17 protein-coding genes are annotated in these 20,768 nt (G+C 72.5%); 7 read left to right on the top strand and 10 right to left on the bottom strand.

Annotated features, from left to right (window positions below):
- Positions 1 to 5 precede the first annotated feature (5 nt).
- Positions 6 to 2,261 carry a transglycosylase domain-containing protein gene (locus ABZ945_RS04095; protein ID WP_361263477.1) on the top strand — a complete coding sequence of 752 codons (2,256 nt, stop codon included), beginning with the start codon at positions 6 to 8 and terminating at the stop codon, positions 2,259 to 2,261.
- Between the two features lie 197 nt (positions 2,262 to 2,458).
- Here the strand turns inward: ABZ945_RS04095 and ABZ945_RS04090 are convergent, their stop codons facing one another.
- From ABZ945_RS04090 to ABZ945_RS04080, 3 genes are all read right to left on the bottom strand, one after another.
- Positions 2,459 to 4,660 (bottom strand): SpoIIE family protein phosphatase, encoded by a 2,202-nt coding sequence (locus ABZ945_RS04090; RefSeq protein ID WP_361263474.1) that lies wholly within the window; start codon positions 4,658 to 4,660, stop codon positions 2,459 to 2,461.
- Positions 4,661 to 4,916: 256 nt separating this feature from the next.
- Complete coding sequence (locus ABZ945_RS04085) at positions 4,917 to 5,681, bottom strand: DUF402 domain-containing protein (RefSeq protein ID WP_361263471.1); 765 nt, start codon at positions 5,679 to 5,681, stop codon at positions 4,917 to 4,919.
- Positions 5,682 to 5,845: 164 nt separating this feature from the next.
- On the bottom strand, positions 5,846 to 7,252 hold the full coding sequence (locus ABZ945_RS04080; RefSeq protein ID WP_361263469.1) for a class II fumarate hydratase: 1,407 nt from the start codon (positions 7,250 to 7,252) through the stop codon (positions 5,846 to 5,848).
- Between the two features lie 169 nt (positions 7,253 to 7,421).
- On the opposite strand from ABZ945_RS04080, the gene ABZ945_RS04075 reads away from it, so the two are divergent.
- A complete protein-coding gene (locus tag ABZ945_RS04075; protein WP_361263466.1) occupies positions 7,422 to 8,969 on the top strand; it encodes a ricin-type beta-trefoil lectin domain protein in 1,548 nt (515 codons plus the stop codon).
- Between the two features lie 63 nt (positions 8,970 to 9,032).
- Here the strand turns inward: ABZ945_RS04075 and ABZ945_RS04070 are convergent, their stop codons facing one another.
- Positions 9,033 to 10,697 (bottom strand): fumarate hydratase, encoded by a 1,665-nt coding sequence (locus tag ABZ945_RS04070; RefSeq protein ID WP_361263463.1) that lies wholly within the window; start codon positions 10,695 to 10,697, stop codon positions 9,033 to 9,035.
- Positions 10,698 to 10,851: 154 nt separating this feature from the next.
- On the opposite strand from ABZ945_RS04070, the gene ABZ945_RS04065 reads away from it, so the two are divergent.
- Together ABZ945_RS04065 and ABZ945_RS04060 are read left to right on the top strand one after the other, a co-directional pair.
- Positions 10,852 to 11,559: a DUF1707 domain-containing protein gene (locus ABZ945_RS04065; RefSeq protein ID WP_361263460.1), complete on the top strand. Its 708-nt coding sequence runs from the start codon at positions 10,852 to 10,854 to the stop codon at positions 11,557 to 11,559.
- A gap of 213 nt (positions 11,560 to 11,772) precedes the next feature.
- Positions 11,773 to 12,153 (top strand): WhiB family transcriptional regulator, encoded by a 381-nt coding sequence (locus ABZ945_RS04060; RefSeq protein ID WP_361263457.1) that lies wholly within the window; start codon positions 11,773 to 11,775, stop codon positions 12,151 to 12,153.
- 127 nt (positions 12,154 to 12,280) lie between these two features.
- Here ABZ945_RS04060 and glpX read toward each other — a convergent pair whose 3' ends face one another.
- Complete coding sequence (gene glpX, locus ABZ945_RS04055) at positions 12,281 to 13,312, bottom strand: class II fructose-bisphosphatase (RefSeq protein ID WP_361263454.1); 1,032 nt, start codon at positions 13,310 to 13,312, stop codon at positions 12,281 to 12,283.
- A gap of 128 nt (positions 13,313 to 13,440) precedes the next feature.
- Between glpX and ABZ945_RS04050 the strand changes: the two genes are divergently transcribed.
- On the top strand, positions 13,441 to 14,016 hold the full coding sequence (locus ABZ945_RS04050; RefSeq protein ID WP_361263451.1) for a DUF4245 domain-containing protein: 576 nt from the start codon (positions 13,441 to 13,443) through the stop codon (positions 14,014 to 14,016).
- A gap of 77 nt (positions 14,017 to 14,093) precedes the next feature.
- On the opposite strand, the gene ABZ945_RS04045 is transcribed toward ABZ945_RS04050, so the two are convergent.
- The 4 genes from ABZ945_RS04045 to ABZ945_RS04030 all read right to left on the bottom strand — a co-directional run bounded on the left by ABZ945_RS04045 (position 14,094) and on the right by ABZ945_RS04030 (position 17,897).
- Entirely contained in the window at positions 14,094 to 14,684 is a 591-nt protein-coding gene (locus tag ABZ945_RS04045) for a malonic semialdehyde reductase (protein ID WP_361263448.1), read from the bottom strand.
- Positions 14,685 to 14,800: 116 nt separating this feature from the next.
- Positions 14,801 to 15,082, bottom strand: coding sequence for an exodeoxyribonuclease VII small subunit (locus ABZ945_RS04040; protein WP_361263854.1), 282 nt, complete (start codon positions 15,080 to 15,082; stop codon positions 14,801 to 14,803).
- Positions 15,083 to 15,122: 40 nt separating this feature from the next.
- Entirely contained in the window at positions 15,123 to 16,433 is a 1,311-nt protein-coding gene (xseA, locus tag ABZ945_RS04035; protein ID WP_361263446.1) for an exodeoxyribonuclease VII large subunit, read from the bottom strand.
- A 111-nt stretch (positions 16,434 to 16,544) separates the two neighbouring features.
- Complete coding sequence (locus ABZ945_RS04030) at positions 16,545 to 17,897, bottom strand: APC family permease (RefSeq protein ID WP_361263443.1); 1,353 nt, start codon at positions 17,895 to 17,897, stop codon at positions 16,545 to 16,547.
- Between the two features lie 197 nt (positions 17,898 to 18,094).
- On the opposite strand from ABZ945_RS04030, the gene ABZ945_RS04025 reads away from it, so the two are divergent.
- Positions 18,095 to 19,105: a 4-hydroxy-3-methylbut-2-enyl diphosphate reductase gene (locus ABZ945_RS04025; RefSeq protein WP_361263440.1), complete on the top strand. Its 1,011-nt coding sequence runs from the start codon at positions 18,095 to 18,097 to the stop codon at positions 19,103 to 19,105.
- Between the two features lie 59 nt (positions 19,106 to 19,164).
- Positions 19,165 to 19,914 (top strand): polyphosphate--glucose phosphotransferase, encoded by a 750-nt coding sequence (gene ppgK / locus ABZ945_RS04020; RefSeq protein ID WP_361263437.1) that lies wholly within the window; start codon positions 19,165 to 19,167, stop codon positions 19,912 to 19,914.
- Between the two features lie 8 nt (positions 19,915 to 19,922).
- Here ppgK and ABZ945_RS04015 read toward each other — a convergent pair whose 3' ends face one another.
- Complete coding sequence (locus tag ABZ945_RS04015) at positions 19,923 to 20,591, bottom strand: DUF6542 domain-containing protein (protein WP_361263434.1); 669 nt, start codon at positions 20,589 to 20,591, stop codon at positions 19,923 to 19,925.
- Between the last annotated feature and the right edge of the window lie 177 nt (positions 20,592 to 20,768).

Genomic DNA, 20,768 nt, shown 5'->3' with positions numbered 1-20,768 from the left:
GAGCGATGGGTGCAGCGAGTGCGGAGACCGGGGGCGCGGCCAAACGCAAGCGCCGCTTCTTCACCTGGCGGCGGCTGCTGGGCACCTTCCTCGGGCTCTGCCTGCTGGCGATGGCGGCCTTCTACGTGGTCTACCTGCTCGTCCCGGTGCCCAGCGCCAACGCCGACGCGATACGCCAGTCCAACGTCTACAAGTACAGCAACGGCAAGGTCTTCGCCCGCACCGGCAAGGTCAACCGCGAGATAGTCGACCTCACCAAGATCCCCGACAACGTCGAGAAGGCGTTCGTCGCCGCGGAGAACAAGTCCTTCTACGAGGACTCCGGCGTCGATATCAAGGGCACCGCCCGCGGTCTGCTGAACACCGTGACCGGCCAGGGCAAGCAGGGCGGCTCGACCATCACCCAGCAGTACGTGAAGAACTACTACCTGAACCAGGACCAGACGGCGACCCGCAAGCTCAAGGAACTGGTGATCTCCCTCAAGGTCGACCAGCGGATGAGCAAGGAGGAGATCCTCGCCGGCTACCTGAACACCAGCTACTACGGCCGCAACGCCTACGGCATCCAGGCCGCCGCCCAGGCCTACTACCGGGTCGACGCCGACGAGCTGACCGTGGAGCAGGGCGCCTACCTCGCCTCGCTGCTCCAGGCCCCCAGCCAGTACGACTGGGCGGTGGCCGGCGAGAACGGCCGCACCCAGGTCAAGCAGCGCTGGAACTACGTACTGAACAACATGGTCGAGGAGAACTGGCTCACCTCCACCGAGCGCGCCGGGATGACCTTCCCGGTGCCGAAGCAGCCCAAGGCCCCCCTCGGCATGGAGGGCCAGCGCGGCTACATCGTGGAGGCCGCCAACAAGGAGCTGGTCGAGCAGGGCGGCATCACCGAGGCCGAGCTGAAGGCCGGCGGCTGGACCATCACCCTCAACATCGACGAGAAGCGCCAGAAGCAGCTGGAGAAGGCGGTCAAGCGGAAGCTGGAGGACAACCTCGACCGCAAGGGCAGCAAGGTCGACGCCACCGTCCAGGCCGGCGCCACCTCCGTGGACCCGAAGACCGGCGGCGTGGTCGCCCTCTACGGCGGTGTCGGCGCCACCGAGCACTGGACGTCCAACGCCACCCGCCGCGACTACCAGCCCGCCTCCACCTTCAAGCCCCTGGTCTTCGCCTCCGCCCTGGAGAACGGCTCGGAGACCCAGGACGGCCGGCCCATCGGCCTGGAGACCGTCTACGACGGCACCAGCCGCCGCCCGGTGGTCGGCAGCGACATCCCCTTCAATCCGCAGAACGACCTGGGCGTCAGCTACGACAACCCCTCGGTCCGCACCGGCCTGGCCCGCTCCATCAACTCGGTGTTCGCCCAGATGATCGTGGACGTCGGCCCGGGCCTGGTGAAGAAGACCGCGCTCGACCTCGGCGTGCCCGACGGCGAGGCCTTCGCGAAGACGCCCGCCATGTCCCTGGGCACCATGGGCGCCTCCACCTGGGACATGGCCGGGGTCTACGCCACCCTGAACAACCACGGCAAGAAGGTCACCCCGTCCATCGTGCGGTCCGCCGAACACAAGGACCGCACCTTCGACCGGAAGACCGACCCCGTCGGCAAACAGGTGGTCAGCCGCCAGACCGCCGACACCGTCACCGAGGGCCTGACCGGCGTGGTGGACAACGGCTCGGGCTTCGAGGCGAACACCCAGGCCTACGACGCGGCCGGAAAGACCGGCACCTCCGAGAACAACAAGTCGGCCTGGTTCGCCGGCTACACACCCGAACTGACCACCGTGGTCGCCCTCTTCGGCGAGAAGCCGGACGGCACCGGGCAGGTCTCGCTCACCGGCACCGCCCAGTCCGGCCGCGCCAACGGCGGCGGCTTCCCCGCCCGTATCTGGGCCGACTACACCCTCGGCGCCCTCGGCGGCGGCTCCGACGCCCGCTTCGACCTGGACGTCGCCGACACCGTCAACCCCGGCCCGCCCACCCCCACCGACACTCCGAGCGACGACCCGTCCCCCTCGGACACCCCGAGCGACGACCCCTCGCCCTCCGACACTCCGAGCGACGACCCGTCCCCCTCGGACACCCCCAGCGACGACCCCTCGCCCTCCGACACCCCCAGCGACGACCCGTCCCCCTCGGACACCCCCAGCGACGAGCCCACCGACGACGGCACCGGCGACCCGGGCGACCCCGGCGGCACCACCGACGGCACCACCGGCGACCCGGGCAACGGCGACATCACCCTGGACCCGGTCGAGCCCTGAACCACCCGATGGGCCCCGTAACGCACGGGGCCCATCAACCGTCCGGGGGTATCAGCCACGGCGAAACGGGTCAGCCGCCCACCGGCCGGGTGGGGGTACGCAGGGTCGCGCGCGGTGGGGGTACCCCCTGGACGAAGTCCTTGGGGGAGAGCCCACCCAGCAGCGGGCAGGCCCGGACACCGGCGGCGAAGCCCGCCCTACGTGGACAGCTCGAACCACACCACCTTCCCCGTCGACAGCCGCGTCGCCCCCCACCTCCGCGCCAACCGGTTCACCAGGAACAGCCCGCGCCCACCCTCGTCGGTGTCCCGCGCCCGCCGCTGCCGCGGCAACTGCGGCGAGTCGTCGCCGACCTCGCACCGCAGCACATCCGTCCGCAGCAGCCGCAACGTCACCGGCCGTTCCGCGTACCGCACCGCGTTGGTGACCACCTCGCTGACCAGCAGCTCCACCTGGTCCGACAACTCCTCCAGGTCCCAACGGGCCAGCGCCCGGCGGGCCAGCCGACGAGCACGGCCCGGAGCCGCGTCCTCCGGTTCCAGGAACCAGTACGCCACGTCACTCGGCGCGATCCCGTCGAACCGGGCCGCCAGCAGCGCGATGTCATCGTCCCGGTCGCCCGGCCCCAGCATGTCCAGCACGTCGTCGCAGAGCGCCTCCAGCGGCGGCGAGTGATCCGGCCCGGTCAACTGGGCCGTGGTCGCCAGCCGCTCCCGCAGCTGCTCGATCCCCGCCCAGACGTCCCGCATCCGGGACTCCACCAGCCCGTCGGTGTACAGCAGCAGGGTCGCCCCGGCCGGTGCGTCCAGCTCCACCGCCTCGAAGTCCACCCCGCCCACGCCGATCGGCGCCCCCGGCGGCACCCGCAGCACCTCGGCCCGGCCGCCCAGATGCAGCAGCACCGGCGGCGGATGGCCCGCGTTGGCGATGGTGATCCGGTGCGCGACCGGGTCGTACACCGCGTAGAGACACGTTGCCATCCGGTTCTCGCCGAGCCGCTGCGCCTGCTCGTCCAGGTGGTGCAGCACCTCCTGCGGCGGCAGGTCGAGCCCGGCCAGGGTCTGCGCGGTGGTGCGCAGCTGGCCCATGATGGCCGCCGAGGTCATCGAGTGGCCCATCACATCGCCGACGACCAGCGCCACCCGGCTGCCCGGCAGCGGGATCGCGTCGTACCAGTCGCCACCCACCCGCGCGGTCTCCGCCGCCGGCAGATACCGCGAGGCCAGCCGCACACCCGTCGGCTGCGGCAGGTTCTCCGGCAGCATGGTGCGCTGGAGCTCGTCCGCGATATACGCCTCCCGGCCGTACAGCACCGCCTTGTCGATGCCCAGCGCGGTGTGCGTGGCGAGCTGCGCGGCCACCAGCAGGTCGCCCGGCTCGAACGGCGAGCGGTCCGGGCGGCGCAGGAAGACGGCCGCGCCGATCACCCGGCGCCGCCCCCGCAGCGGCGCGAGGATGGCCCGGTGACCGGTCGGCACGCACCGGTTGTCGCCCAGCAGCTCCGGGAAGGCGGCACGGGCGGCGGCGGAGTCGCCGAACACCGGCCGCACCCCGCGCAGCACCTCGGCCAGCGCCCCGCCGGTGCGCACCTCGCACAGCTCGGACGCCGGACCGAGGTCCAGCTCGTCGTCGGGGTCGGCCGCGGTCAGCGACAACTCCCCGCCGTCTTCGGTTAAACGCAGCCGGTCCGTGCGCCGCAGCCGCAGCACGAACGGGTCCACCGGCCGGTCGTCGCCGACCGGCAGCGGGTCGCGCAGATAGACCAGGATCGCGTCGGAGAAGGTCGGCACGGTGGCCCGGCACAGCCCGAGCACGATCTCGTCCAGGTCGATGCCCCGGGCGATCCGCCGGGTGGCGGCACCGACGAACCGCAGCCGGTCGGCCTCCCGCCGTACCGCGCCCGCCGGGTCCAGCAGGCTGTCCCCACCCTCCGCCCCGCCGTCCGGCACCGCACCACCACCGCCCACCGACACACCACCCGACCCAGCACCGCCACCACCGGCCACCGACACACCACCCGACGCCGTACCCACACCACCGCCACCACCAGCCGCAGGCGCACCACCCGACGCCGCCGCCACACCGCCACCACCAGCCGCCGCCCCCGCCGCAGCACCGCCCCCACCCCGCTGACCGCGACCGACCGTCCCGGAACCCTCCTCGGCCCCCGCTCCCGCCCCCGAATCCGCCCGCGGCAGGCTCGCGGCGGCGGCCCGGGCCACCGCGGGGGCGCCGGCGCCCTCCCCGGCGGCCGGCTCACCTATCGCCTCACCGGGGGCCGACGGCTGCGCGGGCACTCCGGCGGCCCGAGGCGGCGTCTGCGGCCGCGGCCGGGTGCGTTCCTGCGGCCGGGCAGCACGGGGCTGGCGGCCTTCATGGGAGGTGGGCTGCTCCGTCACGCGTGCGATTCCGTCCGTCCGGGCCGGTAGTGCGGTGCGATCGCTCTGTCAGGCGCTGTACCAGGCGCTATACCCGCTCTGAACGCGGCGTCGACAGAAGGGGACGGTTCCGGGCACGGATAGGACACGATCCACCCCCTCTTGAATGACTTCTGAATGACTTACGGTCAGTTCCTGCACTCTGCTCAGTCGTTACTGCGCTACAACATCGCGGAAGGCGATCCTACGTTTGCACCCCAGGGGCGCATCAAGGGTCTCATGGCGCCGTGTGCGCCGGGGCGTGATCCGGGGCATGATCCCAGTCCGCGGGCAGCCGCGGTACCGGCCAGGCCGGATCGGGCCGCCAGTCCTCCCAGCCGTCCGCGAACGGCGACCCCCAGGCCCGTACGGTCTCCAGCGCCGCCGCGCCGCCCGCCCGCACCCGCCGGGCCTGCTCCGGGCCCATCAGCCCGCTGCGCTGCGCCTGCTCGAACTCGTCCTCGTCGCGCCAGAGCCAGCTGCGGTCCGGATAGACCGAGATGTCCAGGAAATGGTCCTCGGAGTCCACCCCGCGCGACCACCGGGTGCGCGGCTCCTCCAGGTTGACGTACCAGCTGCGGAACAGCCAGCCCTGCTCCCAGAACAGCCACACCGACCACGGCTCGTCCGGGCGGGCCAGCTTCAGCACCCCGGCCCCGGCCCAGCGGGCCCGGGCGGTGGTGCGCGCGGCGGTGTAGCGGGTGGCCAGCGGCTCCTCGTACACCGGGCGGCCGTCGGCGAGCACCGGCTTGACGCACTCGGTGCCCGGCGCCATCCAGACCGCCAGCAACTCCTCGGTGTCCTGGACGACGGTGACCGGGCGGCAGATGTGCACATGGCCGTCGGCGTTGTCCCGGTACCGCCACAGCACCTGCGTCCCCGGCGCCCAGCGCGGCCCGGCCCCCGGCCCGGTCGTCGTCTCCGTCCTCGTCGGAACAATCCTCGTGGTACCGCTCGTCGTCGTGGTACCGCTCCCCGTCGTGGTATCGGCTTCGGCTGTCATGAGCAGATCCTAGGCGCGGGAGCCCGACCGCGCCGCGATACGGATCACGACCGGCGGGCCCCCGTACCCCCCGCCGTCGCGATCCCGCCGCGCTTCCACCCGCGATCCCCGCCCAGGACCACACCCGCGATCCCCCCCCCGGCACCGCGCCGGTCATCCCCCCGTCACGGGTGCGTCATCCGCAGCACGTCCAGCGCCTCGTCCAGCTGCTCCAGAGTGAGGTCCCCGCGCTCCACATAACCCGACTCCAGCACCACCTGACGGATGGTCTTCCGTTCCGCAAGGGACTTCTTGGCCACCTTCGCGGCCTCCTCGTATCCGATGTACTTGTTGAGCGGGGTGACCACGGAGGGCGAGGACTCGGCGTACTCCCGGGCCCGCTCGCGGTCCGCGGTGATGCCGTCCACCGTGCGGTCGGCCAGCAGCCGCGCCGCGTTGGCCAGCAGCCGGACCGACTCCAGCAGGTTCTTCGCCATCACCGGCAGCATCACATTGAGCTCGAAGTTGCCCGCCGCACCGGCCGTCGCCACCGTGGCGTCATTGCCCACCACCTGGGCGCACACCATCAGCACCGCCTCCGGGATCACCGGGTTGACCTTGCCCGGCATGATCGAGGAGCCGGGCTGCAGGTCGGGCAGATGGATCTCGGCCAGCCCGGTGCGCGGCCCGGAGGACATCCAGCGCAGATCGTTGCAGACCTTGGTCAGCGAGACCGCGATCGTACGCAACTGGCCCGAGGTCTCCACCAGCCCGTCCCGCGCGCCCTGCGCCTCGAAGTGGTCGCGGGCCTCGGTCAGCGGCAGCCCGGTGGTGCGGGCCACCTCGGCGATGACCGCCGCCGAGAAGCCGGGCGGGGTGTTGATGCCGGTGCCCACCGCCGTACCGCCGAGCGGCAGCTCCGCCAGCCGGGGCAGCGAGGCGCGCAGCCGCTCCACCCCGTACCGCACCTGCGCCGCGTAGCCGCCGAACTCCTGGCCCAGCGTCACCGGGGTGGCGTCCATCAGATGGGTGCGGCCCGACTTCACCACGTCCGCGAACTCGGCCGACTTGCGCTCCAGGCTCGCCGCCAGGTGCTCCAGCGCCGGGACGAGGTCCTTGGTCACCGCGGCGGTGGCCGCGATGTGGATCGAGGACGGGAACACGTCGTTGGACGACTGCGAGGCGTTGACGTGGTCGTTGGGGTGGACCGCGTCCGGGCCGCGCCCCAGCCGCTCACCGGCCAGGGTGGCCAGCACCTCGTTGGTGTTCATGTTGGACGAGGTGCCCGAGCCGGTCTGGAAGACGTCCACCGGGAAGTGCTCGTCCCAGCGCCCCTCGGCCACCTCCGCGGCGGCCTCCTGGATGGCCTCGGCCACCTCCTTGTCCAGCACTCCCAGTTCGGCGTTGACCTTGGCGGCGGCGGCCTTGATCCGGGCCAGCGCCTCGATGTGGGCGCGCTCCAGGTGCTGCCCGGAGATCGGGAAGTTCTCCACCGCCCGCTGGGTCTGCGCCCGCCACCTGGCGTGCGCCGGGACCCGCACCTCGCCCATGGAGTCGTGCTCCGTACGGAACTCCGCCGACTGCTCGCTCATCCTCGCTCCTCCTCATACCGTCCGTCTCGCGGCGGGTGGCCGCCGTACCCACCGTGCCACCGCTCACCGCCACTCTCCTCCCCGGTGAGCAGTTGTCTGGATCGCTCTGTTCCCAAGTGGGCTTACCCGCCAGTAAAAACCGTGGGTAACCCCACTTCCAGGAGGCGCAATGACGCGCACCAGGCGCAGACTCCGATGGACGCTCGCGGCGACCGCCGCGCTCGCGACCGCCCTCGGCTCCACCCTCACCGCCACCGGTACCGCCACCGCCGCACCGCCCGGCGCCACGGCCCCGCAGGGAAGCCCCACCGCCGCGTCCACCCCGCTGCCCCCTGAGCTGGAGGCCGTCCGGGCGGCCGAGGCCACCGCCCTCTACGGCTCACCCGCCGAGCGCCCGATGGCCGACCGCAAGACCGGGCTGATCTCACTCGGCGACAGCGAGATCTCCGGCGAGGGCGTCGGCAGCTACGACCCGGCCACCAACCGGCCCGGCAACTGGTGCCACCGCTCGCCCGACGCCGCCATCCACCGCACCGGCATCCCCGCCGACGTCACCTACAACGTCTCCTGCTCCGGAGCGAGCTCGGCCAACATCGTGATCGGCGGCAGCAAGCAGTACGCCGACGAGCTGGTGCAGAGCGACAACCTGGCGATCAAGGCCCGCAACACCCGCATCACGATGGTCGTGCTGGTCGCCGGGGCCAACGACGACCTCCAGTTCGGCCCGGTGATGACCGACTGCGTCGTCCGCTACCTCACCCTCCAGGGCCCCTGCGAGCCGAAGTACGCCCCCGGCTGGCAGGCCAGGGTGGACGCGCTGATCCCCAAGGTCGAGCGGACCGTACGCGATCTGCGGACCGTGATGAGCGGCGCCGGATACGCCGACGGCGACTACAAGCTCGTCCTGATGGGCTACCCCAGCCCGATCGGCCCCGACTTCCCCGACAACCCGAACTTCCCCGGCAAGCTGGCCTGCGGCGGCCTCGGCTACGACTCCGACACCGTCTGGGGCCGCAACACCGCCGTCCCCGCCTTCGAACGGGGGATGCGCCAGGCGGCGGCGAACACCGGGGCCCACTTCCTGGACAACTCCCGGCTCTTCCACGGCCATGAGGTCTGTATGGACGGCGCCTGGGCCCGCGGCCTCTATATCGACCTCACCAAGCCGGGCCTGCCGGACGAGAACTCGGTCCGCCAGTCCTTCCACCCCAACGCGGGCGGCCACGCCGCCTTCGCCTCCTGCCTCACCCAGTTCGACGCGGCCGGGGTGCGCGAGGCGAGCTGTGCCGACCCCGCCTCCACCGGCAGCCCGGTGCTGTACCCGGGCGCCTGGGACGACGCCTTCCGCCCGCTGCGCGGCGAGGCGACCGGCAGCTGCCTGGATGTCACCGCCGCCCGCAGCCGCAACGGCACCGCGGTCGGCGGCTGGGACTGCCACGGCGGCCGCAACCAGCAGTGGTGGTACGACATCGGGCGCGGCTCGCTGCACACCGCGCTCACCCATGACCGCTGCCTGGATGTGCCGGGTGGCACCTACACCGCGGGCGCCGCGCTGGTGCTCTGGAACTGCTCCGGCGCGGCCAACCAGCGGTTCGTCCAGGTCTCCGGCACCCTGCGCCCGGCCGCCGCGACCGGGCTCTGCCTGACCCTGGCCGCCGCCAAGGACCCCGTCCGCCTGCAACCCTGCGACGGCACCGCCAAGCAGCGGTTCGCCTGACGCACGACCCGGCCCCCGCCCACGTACCGAAGTACGCAGGCGGGGGCCGCGAGTCTTAAGGTCTCAGCCCCGCACCGGAATGGAGGTGAACGTCGGCTGCGGCGCCGGGTCCTGGAAGAAGTCGTTGCCCTTGTCGTCCACCACGATGAACGCCGGGAAGTCCTCGACCTCGATCTTCCAGACCGCCTCCATGCCGAGCTCCTCGTACTCGACGACCTCGACCTTCTTGATGCAGTCCTGGGCGAGCCGGGCCGCCGGGCCGCCGATCGAGCCCAGGTAGAAACCGCCGTGCGTCCCGCAGGCGTCGGTCACCTGCTTGCTGCGGTTGCCCTTGGCCAGCATCACCTTGGAACCACCCGCCGCCTGGAACTGCTCCACATAGGAGTCCATCCGCCCGGCGGTGGTCGGCCCGAAGGACCCGGAGGCGTACCCCTCGGGGGTCTTGGCCGGACCGGCGTAGTAGACCGGGTGGTCCTTGAGGTACTGCGGCATCTCCTCGCCCGCGTCCAGCCGCTCCTTGATCTTGGCGTGGGCGATGTCGCGGGCCACCACCAGCGGGCCGGTCAGCGAGAGCCGGGTCTTCACCGGGTACTTCGCCAGCTCCGCGAGAATGGCGTCCATCGGCTGGTTGAGGTCGATCCGCACCACCTCGCCGGCCTCGTCCAGCTGGGCGTCGGTGGTGTCCGGGAGGAAGCGTGCCGGGTCGGTCTCCAGCTGCTCCAGGAAGACGCCCTCGGCGGTGATCTTGGCGACGGCCTGGCGGTCGGCCGAGCAGGAGACGGCGATGGCGACCGGGCAGGAGGCCCCGTGCCGGGGCAGCCGGACCACCCGTACATCGTGGCAGAAGTACTTGCCGCCGAACTGCGCCCCGATGCCGATCTTCTGGGTCAGCTCGAAGACCTTCTGCTCCAGGTCCTTGTCCCGGAAGCCGTGGCCGAGCTCCGAGCCCTCGGCGGGCAGCTCGTCCAGGTAGTGCGCGGAGGCGTACTTGGCGGTCTTCAGCGCGTACTCGGCGGAGGTGCCGCCGACCACGATGGCCAGGTGGTACGGCGGGCAGGCCGAGGTGCCCAGCGAGCGGATCTTCTCCTCCAGGAACCTCATCATGGAGGCCTCGTTGAGGACCGCCTTGGTCTCCTGGTAGAGGAACGACTTGTTGGCGCTGCCGCCGCCCTTGGCCATGAAGAGGAACTTGTACGCCCCGCCGTCGGTGGCGTACAGCTCGATCTGGGCCGGGAGGTTGGAGCCGGTGTTCTTCTCGTCCCACATGGTCAGCGGCGCCATCTGTGAGTAGCGCAGGTTCAGCCGGGTGTACGCGTCGTAGACGCCCCGCGACAGCGCCTCCTCGTCCCGGCCCGAGGTGAACACGTGCTGCCCGCGCTTGCCCATCACGATCGCGGTGCCGGTGTCCTGGCACATCGGCAGCACCCCGGCCGCCGCGATGTTGGCGTTCTTCAGCAGGTCCAGCGCCACGAACTTGTCGTTGGCCGAGGCCTCCGGGTCGTCGATGATCCGGCGCAGCTGGGCCAGGTGGGCCGGGCGCAGATAGTGCTGGATGTCGTGGATCGCCTCCTCGGCGAGCCTGCGCAGCGCCTCCGGCTCCACCGTGAGGAAGGTACGGCCGTCGGCCTCGAAGGTGGACACACCCTCGGACGTCACCAGCCGGTAGGGCGTGGTGTCCTCTCCCAGCGGGAGCAGATCGGAGTACGCAAACTCTGGCATCGCGGCCATTCCTCACTCGGCAGACAGCCCGCCGCCTCCATTGGCGGGAGCACCCTCCAGCGTAGGACGCCCCTTCCGGCCCCTTCAGGTGAGGCAACCCTCACCTGGACCGGTACGCGCGCATCCCCTGTCGCGATCTATCGCGTTTCGCTACGCTGGGGCGGTGGACCTCCAGAAGCAGCCCCCGCAGCCGTCCGACCGCCCTGCCCGGCCCACCGCCGCCGACCCGGCCGGGTCGCTGCGCGCCTCCGACGCCGACCGGGACCGCACCGCCGACATCCTCCGCGACGCCCTGGCCGAGGGGCGGCTGGACGCCGAGGAGCACGGGGAGCGGATCGATGCCGTCTACCGCGCCAAGACCATGGCCGAGCTGGAGCCGCTGGTACGGGACCTCCCCGGCGCCCCGGCCGCCCGCGCCGCGGAGCCGGCCCGCCGCCCGTCCGGCCGGGAGACCGCGGCGTACGAGCCCGGCGGCGACAACGGTCCGGCCGAGAAGCTGATCGCCGTGCTGTCCAGCTCCACCCGCAAGGGCCGCTGGCGGGTCGGCCGGCGCACCCAGGCGGTCTCCGTCTTCGGCAGCGTGGAGATCGACCTCACCGAGGCCGTCTTCACCCAGCGGCTGACCACGATCAACGCCACCAGCGTCTTCGGCAACGTCGAGGTGCGGGTGCCGGAGAACGTCACCCTGCGCGGCACCGGCAGCGGTGTGCTCGGCAACTTCGAGGTGGAGTCGCTGGAGGCGGTCGACCCCGAAGCGCCGGTGGTCGTGGTCAACGGCTTCGCCGTGCTGGGGAACATCGAGGCCAAGGCCAAGCGCGGCAAGCGGGTCGCCGACCTGCACGCCCGGATGCGCAAGCACCTCGGCCACTGAATCCCCTCCGCGTACGGGAGTCCCGCGTAAGGGAGTTGGCGCGCGCCGGTGCGAACTCCCGCGCGCCGTCGGCGCGTTTCGGCCGGACGCCTGCTTGACGCGCGGGCCCGCGGGCCACGCAGCGCTTAGGCGCACGCACGATGGGTAGGGCTTGCTCGATCGCCTCTTCTCACTCGCGAGGCCGCTCGCCGCCGTCGTCGTCAGGAGTAGACCGTGCTGCCACTGCCGCATCAGCCCCTCCAGGCCGCCGCATCCGCCCCCTCCGAGCGTCTGCCGGCGCGCGAGGACCAGGACGGCCCGTGGCACTCGGAGGCGGTCTGCCGCCGGGACGAGGCCGGTCTGTTCTTCGCGCCGTCCAAGGAGCCCACCGCGGCCCGGCTGGCGCGCGAGGAGGCCGCCAAGCGGGTCTGCGCCCGCTGTCCGGTCATGATCGAGTGCCGCGAGCACGCCCTGCTGCAACCCGAGCCGTACGGGGTGTGGGGCGGCCTCACCGCCGCCGAGCGCCGCGTGGTGCTGGCCCGGCGGCGGCGCCGCGAGGTCGAGCTGCGCAAGGCCGCCGCGAGCGACAGCCACCAGATCGCCGCCGCCGGCTGACCACCCGCCCCCGGTCGGCAGGGGCATACGCGAGGAGGCGCCCCCACCGCACACCGGGGGCGCCTCCTCGCGTATCCGGGAGTCCGGGAGCCGGGAATCCGTGCCCCGGGGTCTCAGCCGGCGGCCGTCACTTCGCCCGGTCGAAGTCGATCTGGCTGTACGCCCGCAGCTTGGACAGGCGGTGGGTGGAGTCGATCTGCCGGATGGTGCCCGACTTGGACCGCATCACCAGCGAGGAGGTGGTGGCCGTCTCGGCCCGGTAGCGCACCCCGCGCAGCAGCTCGCCGTCGGTGATGCCGGTGGCGACGAAGAACACGTTGTCCCCGCTGACCAGGTCGGTCGTGGTGAGCACCCGGTCCAGGTCGTGGCCCGCGTCCAGGGCGCGCTGCCGCTCCTCCTCGTCCTTCGGCCACAGCTTGCCCTGGATCACCCCGCCCAGGCACTTGATCGCGCAGGCGCTGATGATGCCCTCGGGGGTGCCGCCCACGCCCATCAGCATGTCCACGCCGGTGCCCTCGCGCACCGCCATGATCGAACCGGCCACGTCACCATCGGAGATGAACTTGATCCGGGCGCCGGTCTCCCGGATCTCCTTGACGATGCCCTCGTGGCGGGGCCGGTCCAGGATCACCACGGTGACGTCCTCGGGCGAGGAGTTCTTCGCCCGGGCGACCCGGCGGATGTTCACCGAGACCGGGGCGTTGATGTCCACGTAGTCCGCGGCCTCCGGGCCGGTGACCAGCTTGTCCATGTAGAAGACCGCGGACGGGTCGAACATGGTGCCCCGGTCGGCGGCGGCCAGCACGGCGATCGCGTTGGGCATGCCCTTGGCGGCCAGCGTGGTGCCGTCGATCGGGTCCACGGCGATGTCCACCTCGGCGCCGGTCCCGTCGCCGATCCGCTCGCCGTTGAAGAGCATGGGCGCCTCGTCCTTCTCGCCCTCGCCGATGACGACCACACCGTTCATCGACACGGTGTGCACCAGGGTGCGCATGGCGCGCACCGCCGCACCGTCGGCGCCGTTCTTGTCGCCCCGGCCCGTCCAGCGGCCCGCCGCCATCGCGGCGGCCTCGGTGACCCGCACCAGCTCCAGGGCCAGGTTGCGGTCGGGGGCCTCGGGGGAGACCTCAAGCTCGGACGGCAGATGGTTCTCGGTCATCGAGACGCACCTTTCTGTACGGCGACGGCCGCAGGTAAGAAGAGGGTGCTGTGACTCTATCGCTAGGTCGACAAACTGAGCAGAGGGCCCCACGGATGAGCAGCTACCCCTGATGCGACCATAGACCCGTGGCAGGTATGCGAGGCAAGCAGACAGTGCGCGGGATGTTCCAGTCGATGGCGGTCATCCTCGCCGCGGCAGGTGTGATCTATCTCTTCGTCCCGCACGACGAGAACGCGGACCCGATCAAGCCGGTCGACTACAGCGTGGAGCTGGTGACCGCCCAGCGGGCGGCGCCGTACCCGGTGCTGTCCCCGAAGGGCCTGCCCGCCGACTGGCGGCCCACCTCGGTCTCGTACGAGCGGCAGAGCGGCAACGCCTGGCACCTCGGCTACCTGACCCCCGACCGGGAGTACGTGGCGGTGGAGCAGTCCACGGCCGCGCCGGTCAAGTACATCGACGAGGTCACCCACGGCGCCCGGGAGACCGGCGCCGTGCGGGAGGTCGCCGGTCAGCGCTGGCAGCGCTTCGAGGGACCCAAGTACGACGCGCTGGTGCTCCGCGAGAAGGGCGTCACCACGGTGGTGGCCGGCACCGCGGGCGAGAAGCGGCTCGCCGAGATGGCCGCCGCCCTCCGCCCGGGCGCCGCCCCCACCCCGGCCCCCGCGGGACCGTCCCCCACCGCGAAGGCCCCGGGCGCCTGACCCGCACGCACTCATGCGAACGGCCCGCCGTCCCCTCTCCCGGGGCGGCGGGCCGTTCGTCCGTAACGGGGCGTCGGTCAGACGGAGGTGATGACGTCCTCGTACGCCAGGCGCGGGCCGCGCGGGAACCAGGCGTCCGGGCCGGGCTTGCCGATGTTGACGATCATCAGCGGGGTGTGGTCGTCGTCCAGGAACTCCTTCTGGACGCCCGGGAAGTCGAAGCCGGTCATCGGGCCGGCGGCCAGCCCGGCGGCGCGCAGGCCGACGATGAAGTAGGCGGCCTGCAGGGCGGCGTTGAGGCCGGCGGCCTGCTCACGGGCCGGGCGCTCCGCGAAGAACAGGTCCTTGGCCTGCGGGAAGTGCGGGAGGAGCGTCGGCAGCTCCTCGTGGAACTCGTTGTCCGCGGCGAGGATGGCGACCAGCGGGGCGGCCGCGGTCTTGGGCTGGTTGCCCTCGGCCATCAGCGGCACCAGGCGCTCGCGGGCCTCGGCCGAGCGGACCAGCACGACCCGCAGCGGGGTCTGGTTGAACGCGGTCGGCCCGTACTTCACCAGGTCGTAGACCGCCTGGATCTGCTCCTCGGTCACCGGCTCGTCGGTGAAGGTGTTGGCGGTGCGGGCCTCGCGGAAGAGCAGGTCCTGGGCGGCGGCGTCGAGTACGAGCGACATGGTCGGGTGCCTTTCAGGCGACGGGTGCGTTCTGGCGGCTTCACCCTACACCCAGATATATTTAAGTTTCAACTAAAGGCCTGTACGCCACCCCCCAGGCGCTCCCCCTCCCCCTCTCACTCCTCCCGCTCGGGCTCCGCCAGCGTCGCGTCCAGCCGGGCGCGGGCACCCTCCAGCCAGTGCCGGCACACCCGGGCCAGCTCCTCGCCGCGCTCCCAGAGCGCCAGCGACTCCTCCAGCGTGGTGCCGCCCGCCTCCAGCTTGCGCACCACCTCGATCAGCTCGTCGCGCGCCTGCTCGTACCCGATCGCGGCCGCCCGCTCCCCGGCACCCGCCGCTCCGGCGTCCGCCGCCGCCACGTCCTCCGCCGCGCTCACCGCGTCCCTCGCCTCCGTCATCTCGGTCGTCGCGCCCGTCGTCTCAGCCATGCCGACCAGCCTACGGGCCGGGTACGACACCGCCCGGCCCCGCGGATCCCGGCCCCACCGGCCCCGCGGATCCCGGCCCCCAGGATCCGGCCCCCGAGGGATCGGCGTCGCCGTCGGCGCCCACCCGCACCGGGAACTCCCCGACCGCCACCCGGGCCCGCAGCTCCTCACCCGGAGCCACCTCCTCCGCCGAGCGGACCACCCCGCCGTCCACCCGCTGGAGCACCGCGTACCCGCGCTCCATCGTCGCCGCGGGGGAGAGGGCCACCACCCGGGCCCGGGTGTGCGACAGCTCCGAGTCCGCCCGGTCCAGCAGATGGCCCAGCACCCGGCGGCTCCGCGCCACCAGCGCCTCCACCTCCGCCCGGCGCTCCTCCACCATCCGTACCGGCCGCTCCATCACCGGCCGGGCCAGCGCGTGCGCCAGGCCCCGCTCCTCCCGGTCCAGCAGCCCCCGCACCGTCCGCAGCGCCCGGTCCCGCAGCGCCCGCACCCGGTCCAGCTCCTCGCCGACGTCCGGCACCACCTTCTTCGCCGCGTCCGTCGGCGTGGACGCCCGCAGATCGGCGACCAGGTCCAGCAGCGGGGAGTCCGGCTCATGGCCGATCGCGGACACCACCGGCGTACGGCAGTCGGCCACCGCCCGTACCAGCTGCTCGTCGGAGAACGGCAGCAGGTCCTCCACGCTGCCGCCGCCCCGGGCCACGATGACCACCTCGACCTCCGGCAGCCCGTCCAGCTCCCGGACCGCCCGCACCACCTCGGCCACCGCCCGCGCCCCCTGCACCGGAACGTTGCGCACCTCGAAGCGGACCGCGGGCCAGCGCCGCCGGGCGTTCTCCAGCACATCCCGCTCGGCCGCCGAGGCGCGCCCGCACACCAGCCCGACCCGCCGGGGCAGGAACGGCAGCGGCTTCTTGCGGGCGGCCGCGAACAGCCCCTCACCCGCCAGCGTCCGCTTCAGCCGCTCCAGCCGGGCCAGCAGCTCCCCGATGCCCACCGGCTTCAGCTCGGTCGCCCGCAGCGAGAGCTGCCCGCGCGGGGCGTACCACTCCGGCTTGGCGCACACCACCACCCGCGCGCCCTCCGCGACCACGTCCGCCACCGCGTCGAAGGTCTGCCGGTAGCAGGTGACCCCGACCGAGATGTCGTACGAGGGGTCGCGCAGCGTCAGAAAGACCACCCCGGCCCCCGGGCGGCGGGAGATCTGGGTGATCTGGCCCTCCACCCACACCACCCCGAGCCGGTCGATCCAGCCCCCGATGAGCCGCGACACCTCACCCACCGGCAGCGGCGCTTCCGCCGACGTAGAAAGACCCATGCCCGCGAGCGTACGCGCCACCACCGACACCCCCACCAGCCCGCGCGCCCCCTCCGCTCCCGGTCCTGTCCCCTACAGCTCCCCTCCGCCCCCACCAGCCCGCGCGCCCCCCTACAACACCTGGTCCTGCCCCCTCCGCCCCCACTGCACCGCCAGCACCACCAGTCCCACCGCCAGCCAGAGCGAACCGACCACCAGCGCCGAGGTCGCCGCCTCCACGATCACCGCGACCAGGATCACCGCGCCCACCACCGGCACCACCACATGCCGCAGCCACTCCACCCGCTCGCCCGCACCGGCCCGGCGGACCGCGAACCAGCCGACCACACTCGCGTGCAGCAGCACGAACGCGGTCAGCGCGCCCACGTCCACCACCGACACCAGATGGTCCAGGCCGTCGTCCCGCTGGGCCGCCCAGACCGCGGCCGCCATGGTGATCGACGCGGCGATCAGCAGCGCGATCCGCGGCACCCCGCCGTCGGTACGGGCCAGCACGCGCGGCAGCCGCCCGCCCCGGCCCATCGCGAAGAGCAGCCGGCCGGCCGCCGCCTGCCCGGCCAGCGCCGCGAACGCCGCCCCGATCGCCTTGCTGGCGGCCACCAGATCATGCAGCCAGCCGCCCACCGAGGCGTCCACCGCGTCATAGAACGCCGAGCCCTGCCGGGCCGGCTCCGCCGCCAGCTCGGCCGAGGACACCGGCTCCAGCAGCGCCACCAGATAGGTCTGCGCCACGAACAGCGTCCCCGCCAGCACCAGGCAGAACAGCACCGCCCGCGCCACCTTCGCCGACCCGCCGGTCACCTCCTCCGCGAAGGAGGCGATGGCGTCGAAGCCCAGATACGACAGCACGGCCACCGACACCGCGCCCAGCACCGCCGCCATGGAGAAGGAGGCGTCACCGGTCAGCGGGGTCAGCCAGCCGCGCTCGGCCCCGTCCCGTACCAGCACCACCACCGCCGACACCACGAAGACCAGCAGCACCGCGATCTCCAGCGCCAGCACCGCGAACCCCACCCGGGCCGCCGCCCGCACCCCCCAGAGGTTCAGCAGCGTGGTGACCACCACCGCCAGCAGCGTCCACACCCAGCGGTTGACCGAGGGCACCAGCGCCTCCATCGCGATCCCCGCGAAGAGGTACGCCACCGCCGGGATCAGCAGATAGTCCAGCATGGCCATCCACCCCGCGATGAACCCAGGACCCTCACCCAGCCCCTTCCTGGCGTACGCGAAGACCGACCCGGCCTGCGGGGCCACCCGCACCATCTGGGCGTAGCTGAACGCGGTGAACGCCATCGCCACCGTCGCCACCAGATACACCAGCGCCACCGCGCCGCCCGACTTGGCGTCCAGCGTGCCGAACACGCCGACCGGCGCCATCGGCGCGATGAACAGCAGCCCGTACACCACCAGGTCCCGAAACCCCAGCGTCCGCCTCAGCCCCCCATGCCCCCCGCCCGCCCCCATCCCCCCGTCTCCGCCCCCTCCATATCCCCCGCCCCCTCCATATCCCCCGTTCCCGCCATCCCCGCCGTCCATCGCTCGCGCTCCGCGCCCAGGTGTGCCCGCCATGGCAGCCAGTGTCGTCCCCCGCCCCCCTCCCACCCCTGACCCACACGCCCTCCGCCCGTGATCCACCGGCCACCGCCCTTACGATGGGAGGCATGACTGCAACGCCTGCCGGCCCGTCGAACGACAAGCGCGTCCTTCTCGCCGCACCGCGCGGCTACTGCGCGGGTGTGGACCGCGCCGTGATCGCCGTCGAGAAGGCTCTGGAGCAGTACGGCGCGCCGATCTACGTCCGGCACGAGATCGTCCACAACAAGTACGTCGTGCAGACCCTGGAGAAGAAGGGCGCCATCTTCGTCGAGGCGACGGCCGAGGTGCCCGAGGGTTCCATCGTGATGTTCTCCGCCCACGGTGTGGCACCCACCGTCCACACCGAGGCGGCCGAGCGGAAGCTCGCCACCATCGACGCCACCTGCCCCCTGGTGACCAAGGTCCACAAGGAGGCCGTCCGGTTCGCCAAGGAGGACTACGACATCCTCCTGATCGGCCACGAGGGCCACGAGGAGGTCATCGGCACCTCCGGCGAGGCCCCTGAGCACATCACCCTGGTCGACGGGCCCGAGGACGTCGCCAACGTCTCCGTCCGGGACGACTCCAAGGTCGTCTGGCTCTCCCAGACCACCCTGTCCGTGGACGAGACCATGGAGACGGTGGACGCGCTGAAGGAGAAGTTCCCCCAGCTCATCTCGCCGCCCAGCGACGACATCTGCTACGCCACCCAGAACCGCCAGATCGCGGTCAAGCAGATGGGCGCGGACGCGGACCTGGTCATCGTGGTCGGCTCCAAGAACTCCTCCAACTCCGTCCGGCTGGTCGAGGTCGCCCTCGGCGCCGGTGCCCGCGACGCCCACCTGGTGGACTTCGCCGAGGAGATCGACGAGGCCTGGCTGGAGGGCGTCTCCACGGTCGGCGTCACCTCCGGCGCCTCCGTCCCCGAAGTCCTGGTCGAGGGTGTCCTCGAATGGCTCTCCCAGCGGGGCTACGAGGACGTGGAGCTGGTCAAGGCCGCCGAGGAGTCCATCACCTTCTCGCTCCCCAAGGAGCTCCGCCGCGACCTGCGCGCCGAGGCCGCCGCCCTGGCCGCCGGAGCCCGCTCCACCCGCTGATCCGCCCACAGCCCCCTACCGTCCGCCCCCCTCCCACCCCGCCCCGTAACGTAATCCCCATGAACGTCTTCGGAGTGGACATCGGCGGTTCGGGCATCAAGGGCGCTCCCGTGGACCTGGAGCGCGGCGATCTGGCCGAGCCGCGGCACAAGGTACTGACCCCGCATCCGGCGGCGCCCGACGGCGTCGCCGAGTGCGTCGCGGAGGTCGTCGACCATTTCGGCTGGTCCGGACCGATCGGCGTCACCTTCCCGGGTGTCGTCACCGGCTCCACCATCCGTACCGCGGCCAATGTCGACAAGAGCTGGATCGGCGTGGACGCCGCCGCCCTGCTCGGTGAGCGCCTGGGCGGGCAGCGGGTGACGGTCCTCAACGACGCCGACGCCGCCGGGGTGGCCGAGGTGAAGTTCGGCGCCGGACGGGACCGCAAGGGCCTGGTGGCGGTGCTCACCTTCGGCACCGGTATCGGCAGCGCCCTCTTCACCGACGGCAAGCTGGTCCCCAACACCGAGCTGGGCCATCTGGAGCTGCACGGCCACGAGGCCGAGAAGCGCGCCTCCACCAAGGCCAAGGACGACAAGGAGCTCAGCTGGGAGGAGTGGGCGCACCGGGTGCAGAAGTACCTGGCCCATCTGGAGATGCTGTTCTCACCCGAGCTGTTCGTGATCGGCGGCGGGGTGAGCCGCAAGGCCGAGAAGTTCGTCCCGCTGCTGAAGGGCATCCGCGCCGAGATCGTCCCCGCCCAGCTCCAGAACAACGCCGGCATCGTCGGCGCCGCGATGACCGCGGCCGCCGCCAGCCAGGTCTAGGCCGTCTCTCAGCGCTGAGCGGCGCGAGCGGCGGTCCCGGTGCCTTTGGTGCCCGTGGTGACCGCCCCGCGCTGCCGCCTGCCCAGCTGCCGTACCTTCCGTACGGAGGCGATGACGCCCGCCACCAGCGTCCCCCCGTACAACCACCCCGCGTGCACCGCCAGTGCCGTGATCACCGCCATCGCGCGCCCCCCGAAGCCCCCGCCACCGGCGATCGGTACCACCCCGACCACAAAGGCGATCGGCACCGCGATCGGGGCGGTGACCAGGTCCGCCGAGCGCACCCAGAGCGCGGTCAGCGCGCTCACCGGCAGGAACAGCAGCCCGTACGCCACCGGGGAGCCGCCCAGCAGCAGCTGGTCCAGGCAGCCGAGCACGAACATCGCGCAGCAGGCGAACAGCCCGGCGCCCAGTCCGGTCAGCCGGGGCGAGGGCAGCCGGCGCAGCGCGAGCAGCACCGGCGGTACGGACCGCCGCCCCGGTCGCCCGCCGGGCCGCCGAGGTCCGCCGCCCGGCTTGCCCACCGGCCCCGCGCCACCGGGCCGCCCACCTCCCGCCGCGGGCCGGGCGGCGGGCTGCCGGGGCCGTGCGGGCCCCGCCGGGCGTACGGCCGTGCCGAGCGGCGCCCCGGACGGCTGCCGGCGGCGCTGGGGAGGGCGGTTCCTGGGCTGCTCCACCCGCACAACGTAGGTCGCCGAGGGCCGCCATACCGGGCTGGGACACGCCTTTGAGCCGACCTTGGTACTGCGTTCGACCCCCGGCCCCCGCCACCACCGCCGCCCCACACCGTCCAGGCCCACCGCGACACGCCCGTAAACTGGGCAGTCGTTCCACCGCCCGCACCGCTTCACTCC

The sequence above is a fragment of the Streptomyces sp. NPDC046887 genome (assembly GCF_040644755.1).
Lineage (GTDB): Bacteria > Actinomycetota > Actinomycetes > Streptomycetales > Streptomycetaceae > Streptomyces > Streptomyces lichenis.
The sequence above is the reverse complement of the archived record's forward strand: the minus strand, read 5'-3'. Positions and strand labels throughout refer to the sequence as shown.